Origin of the sequence: Microbacterium sp. 2216-1 (assembly GCF_046507855.1) — a bacterium.
Classification (GTDB): domain Bacteria; phylum Actinomycetota; class Actinomycetes; order Actinomycetales; family Microbacteriaceae; genus Microbacterium; species Microbacterium esteraromaticum_C.
The window spans coordinates 1,123,322-1,142,935 of sequence record NZ_JBKFTM010000001.1 but is presented as its reverse complement, the minus strand read 5'-3'; the positions used below and the strand labels follow the sequence as shown (position 1 = coordinate 1,142,935).

The 19,614-nt window shown below is 68.0% G+C and carries 20 protein-coding genes; 7 read left to right on the top strand and 13 right to left on the bottom strand.

Features of this window, described 5'->3' with window-relative positions:
* Window positions 1-35: 35 nt before the first annotated feature.
* Together ftsY and smc are read right to left on the bottom strand one after the other, a co-directional pair.
* Complete coding sequence (gene ftsY / locus ACLD0U_RS05255; RefSeq protein ID WP_206549955.1) at window positions 36-911, bottom strand: signal recognition particle-docking protein FtsY; 876 nt, start codon at window positions 909-911, stop codon at window positions 36-38.
* 242 nt (window positions 912-1,153) lie between these two features.
* Window positions 1,154-4,672, bottom strand: coding sequence for a chromosome segregation protein SMC (gene smc / locus ACLD0U_RS05250; protein ID WP_410340020.1), 3,519 nt, complete (start codon window positions 4,670-4,672; stop codon window positions 1,154-1,156).
* A gap of 482 nt (window positions 4,673-5,154) precedes the next feature.
* Between smc and ACLD0U_RS05245 the strand changes: the two genes are divergently transcribed.
* The 4 genes from ACLD0U_RS05245 to ACLD0U_RS05230 are packed head-to-tail and all read left to right on the top strand — an operon-like array spanning window position 5,155 to window position 8,202.
* Window positions 5,155-5,445 carry a hypothetical protein gene (locus ACLD0U_RS05245; RefSeq protein ID WP_410340019.1) on the top strand — a complete coding sequence of 97 codons (291 nt, stop codon included), beginning with the start codon at window positions 5,155-5,157 and terminating at the stop codon, window positions 5,443-5,445.
* 11 nt (window positions 5,446-5,456) lie between these two features.
* The gene (locus ACLD0U_RS05240; RefSeq protein ID WP_410340018.1) at window positions 5,457-6,548 is read left to right on the top strand and encodes a GNAT family N-acetyltransferase; all 1,092 of its coding nucleotides are present in this window, start codon (window positions 5,457-5,459) and stop codon (window positions 6,546-6,548) included.
* Entirely contained in the window at window positions 6,545-7,633 is a 1,089-nt protein-coding gene (locus tag ACLD0U_RS05235; protein ID WP_410340017.1) for an N-acetyltransferase family protein, read from the top strand. The genes ACLD0U_RS05240 and ACLD0U_RS05235 overlap by 4 nt, the downstream gene beginning before the upstream one ends.
* Window positions 7,630-8,202 carry a GNAT family N-acetyltransferase gene (locus ACLD0U_RS05230; protein WP_410340016.1) on the top strand — a complete coding sequence of 191 codons (573 nt, stop codon included), beginning with the start codon at window positions 7,630-7,632 and terminating at the stop codon, window positions 8,200-8,202. Before ACLD0U_RS05235 ends, ACLD0U_RS05230 begins: the two co-directional genes overlap by 4 nt.
* A 1-nt stretch (window position 8,203) precedes the next feature.
* Here the strand turns inward: ACLD0U_RS05230 and mutM are convergent, their stop codons facing one another.
* The 6 genes from mutM to ACLD0U_RS05200 all read right to left on the bottom strand — a co-directional run bounded on the left by mutM (window position 8,204) and on the right by ACLD0U_RS05200 (window position 13,419).
* Window positions 8,204-9,106: a bifunctional DNA-formamidopyrimidine glycosylase/DNA-(apurinic or apyrimidinic site) lyase gene (mutM, locus tag ACLD0U_RS05225; RefSeq protein WP_410340015.1), complete on the bottom strand. Its 903-nt coding sequence runs from the start codon at window positions 9,104-9,106 to the stop codon at window positions 8,204-8,206.
* A 6-nt stretch (window positions 9,107-9,112) separates the two neighbouring features.
* Window positions 9,113-9,805, bottom strand: coding sequence for a ribonuclease III (gene rnc, locus ACLD0U_RS05220; RefSeq protein ID WP_179411001.1), 693 nt, complete (start codon window positions 9,803-9,805; stop codon window positions 9,113-9,115).
* A gap of 11 nt (window positions 9,806-9,816) precedes the next feature.
* Entirely contained in the window at window positions 9,817-10,026 is a 210-nt protein-coding gene (rpmF, locus tag ACLD0U_RS05215) for a 50S ribosomal protein L32 (RefSeq protein ID WP_179411002.1), read from the bottom strand.
* Window positions 10,027-10,028: 2 nt separating this feature from the next.
* On the bottom strand, window positions 10,029-10,577 hold the full coding sequence (locus tag ACLD0U_RS05210) for a YceD family protein (RefSeq protein ID WP_179411873.1): 549 nt from the start codon (window positions 10,575-10,577) through the stop codon (window positions 10,029-10,031).
* A gap of 58 nt (window positions 10,578-10,635) precedes the next feature.
* Entirely contained in the window at window positions 10,636-11,133 is a 498-nt protein-coding gene (gene coaD, locus ACLD0U_RS05205; protein ID WP_179411003.1) for a pantetheine-phosphate adenylyltransferase, read from the bottom strand.
* A gap of 114 nt (window positions 11,134-11,247) precedes the next feature.
* Entirely contained in the window at window positions 11,248-13,419 is a 2,172-nt protein-coding gene (locus ACLD0U_RS05200; protein WP_179411004.1) for an ATP-dependent DNA helicase RecG, read from the bottom strand.
* Window positions 13,420-13,494: 75 nt separating this feature from the next.
* Here ACLD0U_RS05200 and rsmD point away from each other — a divergent pair, with 75 nt between their 5' ends.
* A complete protein-coding gene (rsmD, locus tag ACLD0U_RS05195; protein WP_206549962.1) occupies window positions 13,495-14,061 on the top strand; it encodes a 16S rRNA (guanine(966)-N(2))-methyltransferase RsmD in 567 nt (188 codons plus the stop codon).
* A gap of 22 nt (window positions 14,062-14,083) precedes the next feature.
* On the opposite strand, the gene ACLD0U_RS05190 is transcribed toward rsmD, so the two are convergent.
* On the bottom strand, window positions 14,084-14,632 hold the full coding sequence (locus tag ACLD0U_RS05190; protein ID WP_410340014.1) for a TetR/AcrR family transcriptional regulator: 549 nt from the start codon (window positions 14,630-14,632) through the stop codon (window positions 14,084-14,086).
* 94 nt (window positions 14,633-14,726) lie between these two features.
* Here ACLD0U_RS05190 and ACLD0U_RS05185 point away from each other — a divergent pair, with 94 nt between their 5' ends.
* On the top strand, window positions 14,727-15,227 hold the full coding sequence (locus tag ACLD0U_RS05185; protein ID WP_179411007.1) for an HPP family protein: 501 nt from the start codon (window positions 14,727-14,729) through the stop codon (window positions 15,225-15,227).
* Between the two features lies 1 nt (window position 15,228).
* Here ACLD0U_RS05185 and thiL read toward each other — a convergent pair whose 3' ends face one another.
* Window positions 15,229-16,233, bottom strand: coding sequence for a thiamine-phosphate kinase (thiL, locus tag ACLD0U_RS05180; RefSeq protein WP_410340013.1), 1,005 nt, complete (start codon window positions 16,231-16,233; stop codon window positions 15,229-15,231).
* A 23-nt stretch (window positions 16,234-16,256) separates the two neighbouring features.
* On the opposite strand from thiL, the gene ACLD0U_RS05175 reads away from it, so the two are divergent.
* Window positions 16,257-16,730: a DUF3515 family protein gene (locus tag ACLD0U_RS05175; protein WP_224817753.1), complete on the top strand. Its 474-nt coding sequence runs from the start codon at window positions 16,257-16,259 to the stop codon at window positions 16,728-16,730.
* A 19-nt stretch (window positions 16,731-16,749) separates the two neighbouring features.
* Here the strand turns inward: ACLD0U_RS05175 and ACLD0U_RS05170 are convergent, their stop codons facing one another.
* The 3 genes from ACLD0U_RS05170 to ACLD0U_RS05160 are packed head-to-tail and all read right to left on the bottom strand — an operon-like array spanning window position 16,750 to window position 19,613.
* Window positions 16,750-17,838 (bottom strand): D-alanine--D-alanine ligase family protein, encoded by a 1,089-nt coding sequence (locus tag ACLD0U_RS05170; RefSeq protein WP_410340012.1) that lies wholly within the window; start codon window positions 17,836-17,838, stop codon window positions 16,750-16,752.
* Window positions 17,744-18,874 carry an NAD(P)H-dependent glycerol-3-phosphate dehydrogenase gene (locus ACLD0U_RS05165; RefSeq protein ID WP_218847956.1) on the bottom strand — a complete coding sequence of 377 codons (1,131 nt, stop codon included), beginning with the start codon at window positions 18,872-18,874 and terminating at the stop codon, window positions 17,744-17,746. The genes ACLD0U_RS05170 and ACLD0U_RS05165 overlap by 95 nt, the downstream gene beginning before the upstream one ends.
* The gene (locus tag ACLD0U_RS05160) at window positions 18,864-19,613 is read right to left on the bottom strand and encodes a lysophospholipid acyltransferase family protein (RefSeq protein ID WP_410340011.1); all 750 of its coding nucleotides are present in this window, start codon (window positions 19,611-19,613) and stop codon (window positions 18,864-18,866) included. Before ACLD0U_RS05160 ends, ACLD0U_RS05165 begins: the two co-directional genes overlap by 11 nt.
* Window position 19,614 lies beyond the last annotated feature (1 nt).

The following is a 19,614-nucleotide window of genomic DNA, read 5'->3' as shown; positions in this document are numbered from 1 at the left end:
GCTATGAAACCAGCCTCTGTGTCGCCGCGGTAGTCCTACGCGCCGACCAGCGACTGGACGAACACGTGCGGGGTGAAACCGGTGAGGTCGTCGATGCCCTCACCCTGGCCGAGTAGCTTGACCGGGATGCCGGTGCGCTCCTGCACGGCCAGCACGAAGCCGCCCTTCGCAGAACCATCGAGCTTGGTGATCACCAGCCCCGTGACGCCGGCGTGCTGCAGGAAGGACTCGGCCTGCATGACGCCGTTCTGACCCGTGGTGGCGTCGAGCACGAGCAGCACCTCGCTGATCGGCGCCTGCTTCTCGACCACGCGGCGTACCTTGGACAGTTCGTCCATCAGCCCGCTCTTGGTGTGCAGACGGCCGGCCGTGTCGATGATGGCGATCTCGACGCCCTGGTTCTTCGCGTACTCGACGGTCTGGAAGGCGACCGAGGCGGGATCCTGCCCCTCGTGCTGGGGGCGCACGATCGCCGCTCCCCCGCGCTGCGCCCAGGTGGCGAGCTGTTCGACGGCCGCGGCGCGGAAGGTATCGGCGGCGCCGACGACCACGCTGCGCTCGTATCCGCGCAGGAACTTGGTGAACTTGCCGATCGTGGTCGTCTTGCCGACGCCATTGACACCGACGACGAGCACGACGGCCGGCCGCTCGGTGAGCTTGAGCGTCGTGTCGAACTTCGCGAAGCGCTCTTCGAGGGTTTCACGCAGCATCCGCTGCAGGTCGCGCGGGTCGGTCGTGCGGAAGCGCTCGACCTGCTCGCGCAGCTCATCGAGCAGCTGTTCGGTGATGTCCGGACCGAAGTCGGCCGTGATCAGCGCGGTCTCCAGGTCCTCCCATGTCGTCTCATCGATCGTGGGCTTGACGAACATGCCGCGCAGCGCGCGACCGAGGGACCAGGACTTCTCCGCCATGCCTCCAGCCTACGATGACGGCATGCCCCTCTGACGCCTGCACGTGGCTGCCCCGGGCGTGGCGCCGCCGACGTCTGGCCGTGCGCCCGCGAGCGGGCACTGGCCTGGCCCGCGCATCCACGCGTCGGAAATCTCAGACGCGCACGGCGCGTCGCAGGGCGGATGCTGCAGACACGCCGTCAGGCGAGCGAAGGCTCTGGGATTTCCGACAAGCGAAACCCCGCTGGCACGCGCCGGCGAACTCAGGCGCCGGCTGCGGCGCGGTCACCCACGCGCTGCCCGACCACGGCCGACACGCCATCCTGGCGCATGGAGACGCCGTAGAGCGCATCGGCGATCTCCATCGTGCGCTTCTGATGCGTGATCACCAGGAGCTGCGAACTCTCACGCAGCTGCTCGAACACGGTCAGCAGGCGGCCGAGGTTCGCGTCGTCGAGCGCCGCCTCGACCTCGTCGAGGATGTAGAACGGGCTCGGACGCGCCTTGAAGATCGCGACGAGCAACGCCACCGCGGCCAGTGACCGCTCGCCACCCGACAGCAGCGACAATCGCTCGATCTTCTTGCCCACGGGCCGCACAGCGACGTCGATGCCCGTGGTGAGCATGTCGTCCGGATTGGTCAGCGAGATGCTGCCGGTTCCTCCGGGGAACAGCAGCGGGAACACCTCGCTGAAGGCCTGCTTGGTGTCTTCGAAAGCGCTGGCGAAGATGGTCTCCATGCGTTCGTCGAGCTCGGCGATGATGGTCAGCAGGTCCTGCCGGGTCTTGGTGAGGTCGGCCAGTTGCTCGGTGAGGAACGCGTGCCGTTGCTCCAGCGCCGCGAACTCCTCCAGCGCCAGCGGGTTGACACGACCGAGTTGGGCGAGCTTGCGCTCGGCCTCCTTCAGCCGTCGCTCTTGGATGCGGCGGTCGAACGGAACAGCCGCATCATCGTCGCTGTCCTCAGCGCCCGGATCGCGCGGAACCGGCTGATCCGGACCGTATTCCGCAATCAGAATATCTTCGTCGAGCGCGAGTTCGGATGCGACGCGTTCGAGCAGCCCGTGCAGGTGCAGCTTCTTCTCGTGGATCTGCAGCTCGAGACCGTGGACGCTCTCGGTCAGGCCCGCGAGGCGTTCGCGCAGCGATCCTTCCTGGGAGCGCAGCACCGTGAGCTCCTCGTTCTGCGCGGAGCGCTCGGCCTCAGCGGATGCCAACGCGACGCGGGCCTCGCTGACCGAGCGGTCGATCGAGTCGAGCACCCGCGGCAGTTCGTCCGCCACCGCCGATGCAGCCTCGCGCTGAGCACGCCGGATCACAGCCCGTCGTGCGGCCTCAGCGGCGGCGTCGCGCTCCTGCTCACGTTGGCGTTCCAGCGACGCCACCCGGGCTTGAGCGGCACGCACGCGCTCGCGCAGCGTCTCGATCTCCAGTCGAGCGCGCACCTCGCCCTCGCGCGCGGTCTCGAGCGCTTCGAGTAGCCCGTCGCGCGCCGAGGCGTCGAGCACTGGGCGGGGTTCGGCCTCTGCTGTTGCGACTTCTGCCTTCGCCGTGTCGGCGTTCTGCTCAGCATCCGACACCGCGGACTGCGCCTGCGCGAGTGCGGCCTCCAGACGTTCGCACTCGGCGACTGCGGCCTCGTGCTGCACGGTGACGCGGTTGAGCTGCTCGGCGTGAGAGGCCAGCGCGGCGTCGTGTTCGCGCAGCGCTCGCAAGGCGTCCTTCGCCGTGCGCCTGGCCGCCTCGACGCGGTCGGTCGCATCGACGCGCGAGCCGCGCAGTTCCTCGACCGCGATCTGCACCTCGGCAAGTCGCTCGGTGGCCGCGTCGCGTTCGGCCGCCAGCTCGAGCCGCGAGGTCTCACCCGAACCGGCGCGCAGGGTGTGTGCCGTGATCACCTCACCGCTGCCGGTCACAATCGTCGTCAGCGTGTCGCCCGCGGCATCAAGCGCGCTTCGCGCGGCGCGCCCCGCATCCAGGTCATCGGCGATCAGCACAGGGGCGAGCAGCGCGAGCACGCCTGCGGGCGCTTCGACGACATCGACGGCGCGCGTGGTGCCTGTGATCTGAGAGACCACCTCACGGGCGACGCCGCCCTCGGCGATCACGAAGTCGACCGTGCCGCGCGCGCCGGCCGCGACGAGCGCGTAGGCCTGATCGGCACGATCTACCAGAACGCCCTCGGCCAGCGATCCCAGCACGGCGGCGATCGCCGCCTCGTAGCCCGCGCGCACCTGTACGGCGTCGCCGACGAGTCCGCGCACGCCTTCTGCGCCCGCCGCGACGATCTCGGCAGCACCGCCGGAGAGGGCCAGCGCACTGCCGAGGGCAGCGGCCTTCGCCATCAGGGCGTCGGCTTCGCGTTCGGAGTCGTGCAGTTTCTCGCGCAGCGCATCACGATCGGCTTCGGCGGCGGTCAGCGCCTTTTGTGCCTCGTCGTACGCGGCGGCGAACTCTGCCGCGGTGCCGTCCGGCGCCTCGGCATCGTCGATCGATTCCAGTGCGGCGGCGGCTTCTCGACGACGGCTATGCGCCGATTCGAGTGCCTGTTCCTGCCGCAAGACACCGCCGCGTACCGCGGCCAAGGCGGATGCTGCGGAATCGGCGTTGCCGCGGAGCGTGTTCATCCGCATGTCGTAGGCCGAGACCAGTGCGCTCTGCTCGGCGATATCGACGTCGAGCGTGTCCAGTTCGGCGCGCGCGGCGATGACGTCACGGCTCGCCGCTGCGGCGGCGTCCTGCGCGTCACCGAGCCCTTCAGAGATCCGCGTGATCTCGTCCTTGGCCTCGTCGATCGTGTCTTGTGTGACGGTGATCGCGGTCACGACGTCGTCCTCTTCGGCCCCCAGCAGCGCCAGACGCTGATTGGCGAGGGTGAACAGGCTGCGCATGCGCTCCTGCGTCTGCTCAAGGCCGAACGACACGCGCCGTGCCTCATCGACGGCGGCCGACGTCTGTTCCTTCTCGAGGCGCTGGATGCCCGCACGCACTGCATCCGCCTGCTCCGCGAGCACGAGCCGCTCGGTGTGACGCTCCTGCTCGGTGCGCGTATGGTCGGCCAGCGCGGTGCGCAGCGTGACCACGTCGTCGGCGAAGATCCGCGCCTTGGCATCACGCACCACCGCCGCGATCGTCTGCGCCTCGCGGGCGATCTCGGCCTGCCGTCCGAGTGGCTTGAGCTGACGCCTGATCTCGCCGGCGAGATCGCTGAGGCGCGTGAGGTTGGTCTCCATCGCGTCGAGCTTGCGCAGGGTCTTCTCTTTGCGCCGGCGGTGTTTGAGGATGCCCGCGGCCTCTTCGATGAAGCCGCGACGATCCTCGGGTGAGGCCTGCAACACGGTGTCCAGCCGGCCCTGCCCGACGATGACGTGCATCTCGCGTCCGAGCCCCGAGTCGCTCAGCAGTTCCTGCACATCGAGCAGTCGGCAGGTCGAGCCGTTGATGGCGTACTCGCTGGAGCCGTTCCGGAACAGTGTGCGGCTGATGGTGACTTCGGCGTAGTCGATGGGCAGAGCTCCATCGCTGTTGTCGATGGTGAGCTGCACCTCGGCACGCCCGAGCGGTCCGCGGGTCGAGGTGCCGGCGAAGATGACGTCTTCCATCTTTCCGCCGCGCAGGGTCTTGGCCCCTTGCTCGCCCATCACCCACGCGAGTGCATCGACGACGTTCGACTTGCCCGAGCCGTTGGGACCTACGATGCACGTCACACCAGGCTCGAAGACGAAGCTCGTCGGCTGCGCGAACGACTTGAAGCCCTTGAGCGTCAGGCTCTTCAGGTGCATGCGGGCGCCTTCGCGGTCGGGTGAATCACGCCCATACGCTACCGGAACGGTCGACGACGGCGTGGAGCCCGCGCGGTGTCAGGCGTGATGGATTTCGGTGCGACACGCCGAGAGAAGCGAAATTGTCTTGACGTCTCGCCTCAGCGTCACTAACGTGACACACCGGACTTATGAGAGGAGGCCGCCGATGATGATCACGAAGCTTGACGCCCGGTTCGATACCGCGTCGCACGTGTCAGCGCTTGTCGCCGTCTCCGCGGCCTCCGTCTACGTGCTCGGCTAGAACCGCACCGCCTCTCCCGATCTCTCGGGCCCTCGTGGCCTGATCGATGATCCGCATCCCTGTGCCCGTCGGGCGCTCACGATGCACCGCCCCGCCACGGGGTCGTCTCCCTCGCCATCTCGCGAGGTTCCTCGGCTCGCTGACGCAACTCTGCGTCGCCACCGGGCCATCATCCTCATCACCAGAAAGCACACGCATCGTGCGCATCACTGTGTTGACCGACCAAGGTCAGCGTTCCCTGTCCACCCACCCACCGATATCCCACGGTCGCGAGGTTCTCACCCTGCCCGGCAATGAAGAGCTGCGCCGGTTGACCCTCACCGACCGGCTCGGGCTGCGCTTCGCGCTCTGGTTGCTCGAGCGGAGCCTGCGGGGAAACCGCTCCCCTGCCGCCGGAGCACCCGACCTGCAGTACGCGCAGCTCCAGGCACTCAACGAGCGGCAGGCAGTCGCGTTGCTCACCTACGGCCTGCAACGCGGAATGTACTGAGGAGGCTGGCGATGAGCATCCTTCTCCCTGCCGGTGCCGTGCTGCGTCGGCTCGAGCTTCCTGCTCGGGTCGACGCAGCACCCACCCCTCTCATCCGCGAGTACACCGCCGTGCGCAACGCCTGTGTGGCTGAGGAGACCGGCCGCGACGACGAGGCGCAGACGCCCGAGGCGATGCTCGCGGTGCTGCGCGGCGACGCCGACGTCACACGCACGCAGTGGTATGTCGAGCTCGACGGCCGCATCGTCGGATGCGTGCCGCTGAACATCTCGCACGACGGCGACGGCGGCATGGCCGTCGGCACGATCGCCCTGCTCAAGGAGCACTGGGGGCGCGGCATCGGCACCGCGGTACTGCGGTTCGTCGAAGAGCAGGCCCGCACCGCGGGCGTGCGGCGGCTGCTGTGCTGGAATCAGCACCGCGGTGCGGATGCGCGCGGCGAGGTGGCCTCACCGACGGGTTTCGGTGCCGTGCCGAATGACCACGCGGCGCGCTTTCTGCAGCGTCACGACTTCCGCCTCGAGCAGGTCGAGCGCGCGAGCGAACTGCGTTGGACGTCTGACAGCGAGGATCACCTGCGCTCGCTGCAGCACGAGGCGCAGACGCACGCCCCCGACTACCGCGTCGTGCAGTGGATGCTGCCGACCCCGTCGGAGCATCTCGATGGCTACGCCTGGCTGAAGTCGCGGATGTCGACGGACGTGCCCGACGCGGCGCTGGACATGCCGGTCGAACGCTGGGATGCCGAGCGCGTGCACCGACACGACGCGCGGTACGCCGCACGCGGAGCCCGCGTGCTGGTGACGGCCGCGCAGCATATCGCCACGGGCGAGCTGTGCGCTTTCAACGAGCTCGCGATCATCGGCACCGACGCCGCGAAGACCGATCAAGAGGACACCCTCGTGCTCGCTGAGCATCGCGGGCGCCGCCTGGGAATGCTGGTGAAGACGGCGGGCTTGCTGTCGTGGCGCGCCCGCTACCCCGAATCACCGTACGTCGTGACGTACAACGCCGAGGAGAACCGGCCCATGCTCTCCATCAACGAAGCCATCGGCTTCACCCCGGTCGCCTACGAGGGCGCCTGGCGGAAGGATCTCACATGAGCACGATCGCCTCACCGGGCGTGACGATCTCACCGATGCACGTCCCTGCTCGGCTCGATGCCGACGATGCCGCGGACTTCCACGCGGTGGTGGCGTTGAGCAACGCCGTCTATCGGGCCGAAACCGGCTTGGACGACTACGACACCACTGCCGAAGAACTGCTGCCGCGCTGGCGGGAGAGCACCGATGCGGTCAATCGCACGCTGGTCGCGCGCGAGAACGCCGAGATCGTCGGTGCGGTGACGATCGGCCATGCGGTCGCCGAGCCGACCAGCGCCGAGATCGAGGTGCTCGTGCTGCCCGACCAGTGGGGGCGCGGAATCGAGCAGATGCTCGTCGACGCCGCCGAGGACGCAGTGCGGACCCTCGGGCGCCACGTCATGCAGACGTACTCCCTGCACCGTCCCGATCCCGGCACGTCACCGCTCACCCCGGCCACGGGGTGGGGACGCATCTCGACGTCGCCACTCGCTCGTCTGCTCGGTGGCAACGGATACGTGCTCGAGCAGGTCGAGCGCAGCAGCGCGTTCGATCTGCAGGCGGACCCGGCACCACTGCAGCGGATGCTCGCTGAGGCGACGGCCATTGCCGGCCAGGATTACCGGGTCGTTGCGTGGTCACTGCCGACGCCGAGTCATCTGCAAGACGGGTATGCGTGGGTGCTGTCACGGATGTCGACCGATGTGCCGAGCGGTGGTCTGGCCATCGACGAGGAGATCTGGGACGCGGAGCGCGTTGCCCGACGGGATCAGCAACTGCTCGACGGCGGTCAGACGGTCTCAGTCGTCGGGGTCGAACATGTTCCGACCGGCACCCTTGCCGCGTTCAACGAGCTCGTGATCGGCGACGATCCCGCGGGTGTGACGCACCAGTACAACACGCTGGTGCTCAAGGAGCACCGCGGGCACCGGCTGGGCCAGATCGTCAAGTGCGCGAACATCCTGCGCTGGCGCGAACTGGCGCCGCACTCTCCGCGCATCGTGACGTTCAACGCCGAGGAGAACCGGCCCATGCTCGGGATCAATGAGGCGATGGGCTTCCGACCGATCGCCTACGCCGGGGCGTGGCAGAAGAAGCTGTCGTGAGTGCAGGGCAAGATGGGGCGATGATCCTGAGCACGCCCCGTCTTGCCCTGCGCGAACTGACCGCGGACGACCTCCCGGCGCTGCGCGCCATCCTTCAGGATGCTGAGACGATGCGCGCCTACGAGGGTGCCTTCGACGAGCCGATGGTGCAGGCCTGGCTCGCACGCATGCACGATCGCTATCGCGAGGATGGCTTCGGCCTGTGGGCCGTGGTGCTGCGCGAGACCGGAGAGATGATCGGCCAGTGCGGGCTGACGATGCAGCACATTCTGGATCAGGACGTGATCGAGGTCGGCTACCTGTTCCAGCGGGCGTTCTGGCATCGGGGCTATGCGGTCGAGGCCGCCGCTGCGTGCCGTGACCATGCGTTCGACGTGCTCGGTGCCCAGCGGGTGTACGCGCAGATCCGTGACACGAACATCGCGTCGATGAACGTTGCGATCCGTCTCGGAATGACGGTGCGAGGACGCTTCATCAAGCACTACCGCGGAGTCGAGATGCCGCACCTGGCGTTCGCCGTCGACCGCCACGAGCGCACCCTCACGGCGCGCGCTGATCGGCGGGGATGAGTCAGCGTGCCTCGCGTCTGCGCTGGCACCGCGGGCAGTAGTGCGACGACCGGTTCATGAACGCGTCGCGCCTGATCGCTCCGCCGCAACGCGGACACGCTTCTCCCCCGCGCCCGTACGCGTTCAGCGAGTGCGCGAAGTACCCCGCCTGTCCGTTGACGTTGACGTACTGGGCGTCGAAGCTCGTTCCCCCCTCGGCCAGCGCCTTCTGCAGCACAAGCCGCACCTCGCCCAGCAGGCGGCGTACGGCCTGCGGAGATAGCGCTCGCCCGTGCGTCTCGGGGTGAATCCGTGCAGCCCAAAGCGCCTCATCGGCGTAGATGTTGCCGATACCGCTGACCAGAGTCTGGTCGAGCATGATGCGCTTGACCGCACTCGACCGGCGACGCACAGCGTCGACGAACAGACGATCATCGAAGGCCTGATCCAGCGGGTCTCTGGCGATGTGCGCCGCCTGAGACGGCACCAACGCGAGGTCGCTCCCCCAGCCGCCGGCCGCGCCGTCCGCGGTCGCCAGCAGGGCATCGACCGCGAGAGAACCGAAGGTGCGCTGGTCAGCAAATGCCACTGCGAGCCTGCCGTGACGCGGATGCTCGATGTGCACGCGAACGCGCTCATGGCGCTCGCGGTCGGCATCCGACTCACGCAACAGCATCTGCCCGCTCATGCCGAGATGCGCGATCAGCGCATCCGTTTCCCCTGCCAACGGCATCCAGAGGAACTTGCCACGACGGACGGCTGCGCGTACGCGTTGCCCTTCCAGACGCGCGACGAAGTCAGCCGCGCCCGCAGAATGGCGCGTGAGTGCGCGCTCGTCGAGCACCTCGACGGCCGCGATCGTCGCATCGACGATCGCCGGCGCCAGGCCGGCACGAACGACCTCGACCTCAGGCAGCTCCGGCACGCAGGGTCAGTCCCGGTCGCTGAGCTGACGCCATGCGGTCAGTGCAGCCGCCATCTCGGCGGTCTTCTTGCTGCTGCCGACACCCGTGCAGGCGAGTTCGCCAACGCGTACCGTCGCCGTGAACACACGATCGTGATCCGGACCGGCTGACTCGATGGAGTAGCTCGGCGGCGTCCTGCCCAGACGAGCTGCAAGCTCCTGCAGGCTGGTCTTAGGATCCATCGCCGCGCCGTACCGTTCCGGGTCGGCGAGCAAGGGCTTCGTCAGCCGCAGCACCAGATCGGTGGCCGCATCGGGACCTGCCGACAGGAAGACAGCACCGAACACCGCTTCCATGGTGTCGGCGAGGATCGAGTCCTTGTCTCGCCCACCGGTCTGTTCCTCACCCCTGCCGAGGCGGAGGTGCTCTCCCAGACCGATACCGCGAGCGACCTCGGCGAGGGCGACCGTGGAGACGACGCTTGCGCGCCGTTTTGCCAGATCACCCTCGTCGAGGTCGGGAAGCGTTGTGAAGAGCATCACGGTCACCGCAAGTCCGAGGACGGAGTCTCCAAGAAACTCCAGCCGCTCGTTGTTGGGGATGCCGCCGTGCTCGTATGCGTACGAACGGTGCGTGAGCGCCCGTTCCAGCAACGCAGAGTCGATCTCAACGCCGAGCTTCTCAGTGAGCGGAATTTCTCCCGTGAGAATCTCGGACATGAGTCAGCCGATCAGACGTCGGCGACCTTGCGGCCCTTGTACTCAAGGAACAGCTCGGTGCCCTGCGAGTCGGTGACGACCTTCGCCTGGTGGGGACGGCTGTAGACGACCTTGCCGTTCTCGACGGTCTTCACCAGAGCGGTGGGGGTCGCCTTCCACTGCGCGCGGCGCGAGCGGGTGTTCGAACGGGAGACCTTGCGCTTCGGGGGGTTACCGGCCATGACTAGCTCTCTTCTTTCTCGGCGGCGCGGCGCTCTGCCGTGCCGTCCTGGTCTGTGATCTGTCGGAGCGCACTCCACCGAGGATCGATGGGGGTGTCACTCTCTGCACCGGCGCTCTCGGTCAGCTTCTCGCCCGTCACAGGGTCGAGCCCCAGGCAGTCCGGCTGACACACCGGCTGAAATGGAAGCGACAATACGATCGCATCCCTGACAAGAGTTTCAAGATCCACGTGGTCGTCTTGAACTTCGAAGTCAGTTTCTTCCTCACCAGGATACGCGAAAAGCTCCTGGAACTCGACTTCGACAGGCGCAGAGATGTCGGTGAGGCAGCGACCGCACACTCCGACGTAGTCGGTATCTGCGGTTCCGGACACCAGGATGCCCTCGTGAACCGCCTCGAGTCGCACATCGAGGCCGAGCGACTCGCCGGCTTCGACCGTGACGATGCCCTCACCCCATTTGTCGGTGAGCGTCACCTCGAATCGATGCTCGCGCATCTCTCCCGGCTTGCGGATGATGTCGCGGACGGGCAGGAAAAACGGTCCGTTCACTCGGGATTTCACCCCGCCATGCTACCTGCCCTGACGATGCGTCGGGGCCGACCGGGTATCAGAGGCCGCGCGCGCCGGTGTCGAGGAAGGACGCGACGACAGGCGGGACGAAGGGAGACACGTCGCCGCCCAGCGCGGCCACCTGCCGCACCAGCGAGCTCGACACCAGGGCGTGTGCCGGGTCGGGCAGCAGGAACACCGTCTCGATGTCGGCAAGGTGACGGTTCACGATCGCCATGGGCGATTCGTACGCCACATCGACCTGTGAGCGGATGCCCTTGACCAGCACTCCGGCATTGACATCGCGCGCATAGTCGACGAGCAGGCCCATGCTCCATGAGCCCACGATGATGTGCCCTTCGAGCCCGGCCTCGGCGATCGACTGCTCCAGCAGCGTCATCCGCTGGGCGATCGGCAGCATCGCCTCTTTGCCCGGGTTGTGCACGACGAGCACATGCAGCTCGTCATACAGGCGCGCGGCACGCGCGATCACATCGAGGTGACCGAGCGTGGGTGGGTCGAAAGACCCCGGAACGACGGCGATTCGACTGTTCACTTCGACTCCCTCTGGTCGCTCAGTACGGCGCACTTCGACTCCCTCTGGTCGCTCAGTACGGCGCACTTCGACGAGCCCGTCCGCGCGACCCAACGCATGCGAACAGCCTACCGGTCAGTTCTTTCCCAACGCCGCGCGGTCGGCGTCGCTCACCCGCCGGTTAATCGCGCCGCGCAACCCCGGGTGCTCATCGAGCGACGGATCCGCGATGAGGATGCTCTCGGCGAGATCACGGGCATGGGCGATCAGTCCGGCATCCTTCACCACGCGGAGCAACCGCAGCGACGACTTGACCCCGGCCTGCGAGGCTCCGAGCACGTCGCCCTCGCCACGCAGGTCGAGATCGACCTCGGCGAGTTCGAAACCATCGAGAGTCGCGGCGACGGCTTCGACGCGCTCCCGTGCCGGGGTTCCTGCTTCTGCCTCGGTGACCAGCAGGCACAGCCCCGCATGCTCACCGCGTCCGACCCGACCGCGTACCTGGTGCAGTTGCGACACGCCGAAGCGATCGGCGTCCATGATGACCATCATCGAGGCGTTGGGCACGTCGACCCCGACCTCGATGACCGTCGTCGCGATCAGCAGGTCGAGCTCTCCTCGAGCGAAGGCCTGCATCACGGCATCCTTCTGCTCGGACGGCATCTTGCCGTGCAGTACCGCGCTGCGCACCTTCGACAGAGTCGGGTGCGTCGCCAGCGCCTCGGCGAGCTGCACCACACCCCATTTCGGCCCCTTGCCCTCGACGTCCGGCGGCGGTGCCTCATCGGATTCGACGGACTCCTTGGCCGTGTCGATGGCGGCACACACGGCGAAGACCTGGCGCCCCTGGGCGATCTCCTCGCCAGCACGTTCCCACACCCTCCCGAACCACTCGGGCTTCTCGGCGAGCGGCGCGACGAAAGTCTGGATGCCGGCCCGGCCCGCCGGCATCGAACGGATCACCGACGTGTCGAGGTCACCGAACACCGTCATGGCGACCGTGCGCGGAATCGGTGTCGCGGTGAGCACGATCGCGTGCGGCGCGGTGCCTTTGGCCCGCAGGCTCTCACGCTGTTCCACGCCGAAACGGTGCTGCTCGTCGACGACGACGAGGGCGAGGTCGGCGAACGTCGTCTTCTCGGAAAGCAGAGCGTGCGTGCCGATCACGATCAAGGACTGACCGGATGCCACGCGCAGCGCAGCCCGGCGCCGCTCGGGCACCGTCATCTGGCCCGTGAGCAGCGTCGGAATGACCTCGGCCGACAGGTCGGGCCCCAGCATGCGGGTGATCGACCGCAGGTGCTGCGCTGCGAGCACCTCGGTCGGGGCGATCAGCGCTGCCTGCCCGCCCGACTCTGCGACCTGCAGCATGGCGCGCAGCGCCACGAGCGTCTTGCCCGATCCGACTTCACCCTGGATCAGCCTGTTCATGGGGCGGTCTGCGACCAGATCGGTGGCGATCTCGTCCCCCACGCGCTGCTGATCGGGGGTCAGCGTGAACGGCAGCGCCGCGTCGAAACGCTCAAGCAACCCACCCTCAGTCGCACGACGCGGTGTGGCCGTCAGCGACCGCACCTGTTCGCGTTGCTGCAGCAGTGCGGTCTGCAGCACCAGCGCCTCGTGCATGCGCAGCGTGCGCACCGCGGGGTCGACATCGCCACGGCGCCTAGGACGGTGGATCTGCTCCAGTGCCTGGCGTGCCGTGAGCAGCCCCTCACGCTCGCGCAGGTGGTCCGGCAGCGGATCGGGCACCTCGCCGAGCTTGTCGAGCACCGACGCCACCATCTTGGCGAACTGCCAGCTCTGCACCGCCGATGTAGCCGGGTAGATGGTGATCGGCACGTCCTTGTGCGCGTCGGCCTGCCGGTACGCCGCCTCGGTGTCATCGAACAGCTCGTAGTCGGGGTGCGCGAACTGCAGGGTGTTGTTGAACACACTCACCTTGCCCGAGAAGATGCCGCGCCGGCCCACTGCCAGCTCTTTCGCGCGCCATTCCGCCTGCCCGACATTCTTCGCGAAGAAGGTCAGCGACATGCGGCCGATGCCGTCACCGATCGTGACCTCGGTCATCGCGCCGCGCCGGTTGCGCATCGGGCGCGCGCCCGACGAGAGCACTTCAGCGACGATCGTGACGGTTTCACCGATGGGCAACTGGATAATCGGCGTCAGTTCACCGCGGTCGGCATAGCGACGCGGGTAGTGACCGAGCAGCTGCCCGACCGTGCTCATACCGAACGCGCGTTGCAGAGAACGTGCGGTCGATGTGCCGAGAGCCTCGGTCAGCGGCGTGTCGAGCTCGAAGGACATGCTCCGAGTCTAGGGATGCCCACCGACGCGGCGACGCGTCGCGGGGCGGCCGTATGCGTGTCGTATCGTGAACGGATGACCAGGATCATCGCCGGCGGAGCCCGCGGCGCACGGCTCAGCGTTCCCGGCACCGGCACCCGCCCCACCAGTGATCGCGTGCGCGAATCGCTGTTCGGGGCGCTGGAGTCGATGGATGCCCTCGACGGGGCGCGCGTGCTCGATCTGTATGCCGGCAGCGGCGCACTCGGCCTGGAGGCCTGGAGCCGCGGCGCGGAGTCGGTCGAACTGGTCGAGCTGTCCCGCCCCGCGGCGACAGTCGCAGGACGCAACGCGGCGGTCGTGGCGAAAGCGCTCGGCACACCGACGACTGCGAAAGTCCACCAGAGCGCCGTGCACGCCTTCCTGACGCGTACACAGGGACCGTTCGACCTCGTCTTCATCGACCCGCCCTACGACCTCGACGATGCGGCGATGACCGCGGATCTGGTCGCGCTCACACCCGTGCTGAGCGATGACGCCGTGGTCGTCATCGAGCGCGGCAAGCGCGCCACTCCCCCTGACCTGGATGCCGCGGGCTTGGACCTGCTGCGCAGCAAGACCTACGGCGACACGACGCTGTGGTGGGCGACGCCCGCGATGTGAGCAAAGGCGGATGCCCGAGACGTCAGTGCTCCAGCATCCGCGCCGCGGCAACCCTGGCCTGCACGGCGGCGACTGGGTCGCCGTCGATCCCCGCGGTCACCATGCACCCTTCGGCGAGCAGGAAGACGGCGTCCGCGGCAGACCGGGGCGCGCCCGTCTCGCTCACCGCGCGGTCGATGAGCTCCCGCAGCCGAGCCTTGTGGCGGCGGACGGCGGCGACCACATCCGGTGATGTCCCACCGAGTTCGCCGAACGCGTTGATCCAGGCGCATCCGCGGTGCCCCTCGTCGGCAAGCCACTCGGCCAGCCAATCGAAGATCGCCAACACGCGTGCCTGCGGATCGGCGTGCTCGTCGACGTGGGCCGCCAGCGCCGCATGCCAGCGCTCGTCACGGCGGTCGAGCATCGCAACCGCGATAGCTTCCTTGCCGCCGAACAGCGCATAGATATGTTTCAGCGGCAGGCCTGACGCCGAACGCAGGGCGTCCATGCCGACGGCCTGGTATCCGCGCTCGTAGAACAGCTCTTCGGCCGCGTCGAGCAGTCGATCCGCGTCAGAGTCCTGTTTCATGGCCGCCACCTGTCCGATTTGGTGCGAGAACGATCGTTCTCTACGCTACCAGACGAGAAGAGAACGATCGTTCTCACACAGTGGAGGAAAGCACATGTCGTCGCACACCGGACTGATCCCCGCCAGCCAGGCACCCGCACGCCCCGGGCTGCCGACCGTACTGATGGCAACCCTGACGGCGGCCGCCGCCCTCGCCGCGCTCGTCGGCCTCGGTGCCGCCTCCGGCCAGTTGCTGCTGATCCCGCCCATGGCTGCCAGTATGGCGCTCATCGCCGGGGCCCCGACGCTGCCGCTCTCGCAACCCCGCCACGTCATCGGTGGCCAAGTGATCTCGGCAGTCGCGGGCGTACTCGTCGGCTTCGCCAGTCACTCGCTCTGGGCGGGCGCCATAGCCGGTGGCGTCGCCCTCGCCGCCATGATGCTCACGCGCACATCGCACTCACCGGCCGCGGCAACCGCGGTGATCGGGGCGATGACCGCCGAGGGGCGGGTCGAGTTCGTCATCTGCGCCGGACTCTCGGCGGTCGTGCTCGTGCTGTTCGGTGTGCTGCGCAGCGCACTCACGCGCACGGCATACCCGGCGTACTGGTGGTGAGCTACAGCGAGCCGTCCCAATCCCGATACGGATCCCATCCCCTGTGCTCGATCGGCTCACCGTCCAGCAGCACGCCGTCCGCCGCGCGGTCGGTGACGACACCGATCGGGCGGAAACCATTCGGCATGGTGCCGAGCGGGAAGGTCGCCAACAGGCCGTGATCCTCTCCCCCGCCGATCGCGCGAGAGATATCGATCCCACCGGTCAGTGCATCGAGCGCCGTCGTCGACAGCGCGATCGTCACGCCCGAGGCATCCGCCATGCGCGACGCATCGAGCGCGAGTCCGTCGGAGACATCCATCATCGCAGTCGCACCGGCATCCGCCGCCACCGCCCCCAGGGCGATCGGCGGAGACGGGCGCAGCTGCACGTCCAATGCCCGCTGCTCGGCAGCGTCCAGCATGCTCCGGTCCACCGCGATCGGCGTCTCGCCGTCGCGGAAGCGCCCGAACAGCAGCGCCAACCCCGCGGCCGCGGCCCCGAGGTCGCCGGCGAGGGCGACGACGTCGCCGGGACGTGCCCCGGCGCGCGTGACGGCCGTACGACCACCGAGATCGCCGAGCGCCGTCACAGCGATCATCAGCAGCTCCGAGACCGTCAAGTCACCGCCGATCACCGAACATCCGGGGGCGAGCTGCGCGCACGCCTCGCGGAAGCCATCGGCCATCTGCTCGACGAACGACAGACGCGTCTCGAGCGGTACGGCCAGCGAGACCAACAGGCCCGTCGGTACCGCCCCCATCGCCGCGACGTCGGCGAGGTTCACGGCCGCGGCCTTCCAGCCCAAGTCGTAGCCGCTCGACCAGGCGGCACGAAAATCAGGGCCCGACACGAGCGTGTCGGCCGTGGCGACCACCGAACCCGACGGCGCCGCGAGCACGGCGGCGTCATCACCCGGACCCAGCACCGAATGCGCTGCCGGTGCCGTGCGAGCGAGGATCGCCCGTAGCACCGTCCCCTCAGAGATATCGCCGATGCGCGGGTCGTCGTCCGAAGCGGATGCCATGCCGACAACGGTAGCCTGGAATCATGCTCCGTCGTCTCGCCCTCGTCGCTGGAGCCTTCTCGCTCCTCACCCTGACCGCCTGCTCGAGCACGGTCGCCCTGGAACCGGCGAAGGACGCGAACAACCCCCTGTGCGCCGAGGTGACCGTGCGCCTGCCCGATGCCGTCGCCGGCGAGGACCGCCGCTGGACCGACGCGCAGGCGACCGGCGCCTACGGCGACCCGGCAAGCGTCTTCGTCTCGTGCGGCGTGACGGTGCCCGGACCGACGAGCGAACTGCAGTGCATCACGCTCGAGGGCATCGACTGGCTCGTCGACGAGTCGCAGGCACCGATGATGCGCATGACGACCTACGGTCGCAACCCCGCCGTCCAGGTGTTCGTCGACACCGAGGTCGTCAGCGCGAACGACGCACTGTCGAACGCCGGCATCGTCTCAGGAGTGCGAATGATCCCCGCGACCAGCGCATGCACCGAACCGAACGAGCTGCCCGAATAGGGCAGCCCGCCGGCATCGATCAACGGTGCAGACCGGCCTCGATCAGCTCGGTGATGAGGTCGCGATAACTCAGCCCCGAGGCGATCCAGCACTTCGGGAACATCGAGATCGGCGTGAACCCGGGCATCGTGTTCAGCTCGTTGACGACCAACCGTCCTTCGGGCGTCACGAAGAAGTCCACCCGGGCCAACCCCCGGCCGTCGACCGCTTCGAACGCGCGGACCGCGGCTTCCTGGAGCTCAGCGATCAGCGACTCATCGACCTCGGCCGGGCAGACGATGTCGACACCGTCACCGCCGAGGTACTTGCCCTCGAAATCGTAGAAACTGCGCGTGGTCAGCACGACCTCACCAGGCAGAGAAGCCCGGGCCCGAGCGCCGTCTCGACCCGCGAGCACACCCACTTCGATCTCGCGGCCCGAAACCTGCTTCTCGATGAGCACCTTCGGGCTCTCGGCGAACGCGATGCGCAGAGCCTCGTCGAGCCCCTCACCGCCATCGACGCGTGAGACGCCCACGCTCGAACCGGCGTCGGACGGCTTGACGAACACGACATCGCCCAGCTCGGCCACCGCACGACGAATGCTCTCGGGATCGCTCTCCCAATCGCTCTGGCGCACGGTGATGCCCGGTGCCACTGCGATCCCCGCCGCCGACAGCGCGAGCTTGGTGAAGTGCTTGTCGAGGCACACGGCAGAATCAAGGATGCCACCGCCGGCGTAGGGCACGTCCAGAACGTCGAAGAAGCCCTGGATCGCGCCGTCCTCGCCGTGCAGACCGTGCAGCAGCGGCAGCACCACGTCGATCCGCCCGAGGTCGACCGTCGAGCCGTCCGGAGCGGCGACGCGCAGCATCCGATCTCCCCCCGGTTCGGGCCACCGCACCCGGGTGCCGTTGTCGACGACCTCGGGCAGGTGGTCGGCGTCGAGAGGGAACTTCTCGGGTCGGTCCTCTTCGAGCACGAAGGCGCCGTCGCGGGTGATCCCGACCGGGATCACCTCGTAGCGCTCGCGATCAATCGCGCCCAGCACTCCGCCCGCCGTTGCGGAACTGATCGAATGCTCGCTGGAGCGTCCGCCGAAGAGCACCACCACCGTCTGCTTGTCCATGATTGGTTCTCTCCTCCTGCGGAGTGTCGTCGTCCGTCGTCAGATGCGGGGCAATATCGCGGGGGTCCATGCGTCCGTCGAGCACCATCTTCACCTGCTCGACGATGGGCATGTGCACCTCGGACTCACGGGCCAACTGCAGCACGGGAGCCACCGAGGCGAGCCCTTCGGCGGTCTGCTCCATCTGCTTGATGACGTCCTGAAAGCTGTACCCCTGGCCGAGCAACCGGCCCGCGGTGTTGTTACGGCTGAGGGGTGACTGGCACGTGGCGATCAGATCGCCGAGCCCCGCGAGCCCCTGCAGCGTCTCGGGCCGGGCACCGTTGGCGACCGCGAAGTCGGTCATCTCGACGAGCCCGCGGGTGATGATCGATGCCTTGGTGTTCTCGCCGTATCCAACACCGTCGACGATGCCGATCGCCACGGCGATGAGGTTCTTCAGCACCCCGCCGAACTCGGTGCCGATGACATCGGTGTTCACGAAGGAGCGGAAGTACCGGTTGCGCGCCGTGCGCGCGACAGCATCCGCCGTCTCCTGACTACGCGAGGCGATGACAGCCGCGGTCGGGTGCTCGCGCGCGATCTCGAGCGCGAGGTTGGGTCCGGATGCCACGGCGATGCGTTCAGGATCGCAGCGCAGCTCTTGCTCGATCACCTGGCTCATACGCAGCCCCGACGAGCGTTCGACGCCCTTCATCAGACTGACGATCGGTGCGTCGCCCTCGGCCAGCAGCGGACGCAGCGCCTTGAGGTTCTCGCGCAACGACTGGCTCGGCACCGAGAGGTACACCTGGTCGGCGCCCTCGAGTGCCCGGGACAGATCGTGTGTGGCGAGCATCGTGCGCGGTAGGTTGATGCCCGGCAGGTACTTCGAGTTGCGCTTGGCCTCGGAGATCTCGTGTGCCAGCTCGGGACGACGCGCCCACATGGTGACCTGGGCCCCGCCGTCGGCGAGAATCTTGCCGAATGTCGTGCCCCAGCTTCCGGCACCGATGATGGTGGCGCGCGTGGCCGCGCCCGGTCTCTTACGGTTCAAGGCGCCCCGTCTCGTTCTGGCCGTGCTGCGCGGGGTTCCAGCGCTGCGCGGGTGCCTGCTCGCCGCGCAGCTCTTCGAGCAGCACCGTGATGGCGGCCATCAACCGGTCGGTGGCTTCGGCAAGCACGCCCGGCTCACCGGCGCGGCCCCGCAGATCCGAGAGGTCGACGGGGTCGCCGTACAGCACGTACACGGGCTTGCGCGGCGGCCACAGACTCAGGCCCTTCTGGTAGCGGCCCATGATCTTCTGCGTTCCCCAGTGCGCGACCGGGATCAGCGGGATGTCACCGGTCAGCGCCAGGCGCACCGCGCCCGACTTGCCGCGCATCGGCCACAGGTCGGGGTCACGCGTCAGCGTGCCTTCGGGATACACGATCACACCGCGGCCGTGTTCGACCAGCTCGCGTGACTGCGTCATCGTCTGCTTCGCCGCGGATGCCGACGACGTGCGCGCCACGGGGATCATGCCACTTTTGCGCAGGACCCACCCGACCACGGGCACCCGGAACAGGCTCTCTTTGGCCATGAACCGCGGCAAGCGACCTGTGCGGAACACCGCGAGCGCGATGATCAGCGGGTCGAACTCCGAGTAGTGGTTGGGCGCGAGCACGAAGGCTCCCTGCCGGGGCAGCTTCTCGTCGCCTCGCACGGTGACCTTGGCGATCAGACCGAGCACCGGCACCACGATCGCCGCGAGCGGCCAGAAGATGCTGGGACGACTGCGTTCGGATACTGCCATC

Excerpts from the sequence above, each read along its gene's own strand:
- ftsY (WP_206549955.1), bottom strand. The coding sequence starts at position 911 with ATGGCGGAGAAGTCCTGGTCCCTCGGTCGCGCGCTGCGCGGCATGTTC.
- smc (WP_410340020.1), bottom strand. The coding sequence starts at position 4,672 with ATGCACCTGAAGAGCCTGACGCTCAAGGGCTTCAAGTCGTTCGCGCAG.
- ACLD0U_RS05240 (WP_410340018.1), top strand. The coding sequence starts at position 5,457 with ATGAGCATCCTTCTCCCTGCCGGTGCCGTGCTGCGTCGGCTCGAGCTT.
- ACLD0U_RS05235 (WP_410340017.1), top strand. The coding sequence starts at position 6,545 with ATGAGCACGATCGCCTCACCGGGCGTGACGATCTCACCGATGCACGTC.
- rnc (WP_179411001.1), bottom strand. The coding sequence starts at position 9,805 with ATGTCCGAGATTCTCACGGGAGAAATTCCGCTCACTGAGAAGCTCGGC.
- rpmF (WP_179411002.1), bottom strand. The coding sequence starts at position 10,026 with ATGGCCGGTAACCCCCCGAAGCGCAAGGTCTCCCGTTCGAACACCCGC.
- ACLD0U_RS05200 (WP_179411004.1), bottom strand. The coding sequence starts at position 13,419 with ATGTCCTTCGAGCTCGACACGCCGCTGACCGAGGCTCTCGGCACATCG.
- rsmD (WP_206549962.1), top strand. The coding sequence starts at position 13,495 with ATGACCAGGATCATCGCCGGCGGAGCCCGCGGCGCACGGCTCAGCGTT.
- ACLD0U_RS05190 (WP_410340014.1), bottom strand. The coding sequence starts at position 14,632 with ATGAAACAGGACTCTGACGCGGATCGACTGCTCGACGCGGCCGAAGAG.
- ACLD0U_RS05185 (WP_179411007.1), top strand. The coding sequence starts at position 14,727 with ATGTCGTCGCACACCGGACTGATCCCCGCCAGCCAGGCACCCGCACGC.
- thiL (WP_410340013.1), bottom strand. The coding sequence starts at position 16,233 with ATGGCATCCGCTTCGGACGACGACCCGCGCATCGGCGATATCTCTGAG.
- ACLD0U_RS05175 (WP_224817753.1), top strand. The coding sequence starts at position 16,257 with ATGCTCCGTCGTCTCGCCCTCGTCGCTGGAGCCTTCTCGCTCCTCACC.
- ACLD0U_RS05170 (WP_410340012.1), bottom strand. The coding sequence starts at position 17,838 with ATGGACAAGCAGACGGTGGTGGTGCTCTTCGGCGGACGCTCCAGCGAG.
- ACLD0U_RS05160 (WP_410340011.1), bottom strand. The coding sequence starts at position 19,613 with ATGGCAGTATCCGAACGCAGTCGTCCCAGCATCTTCTGGCCGCTCGCG.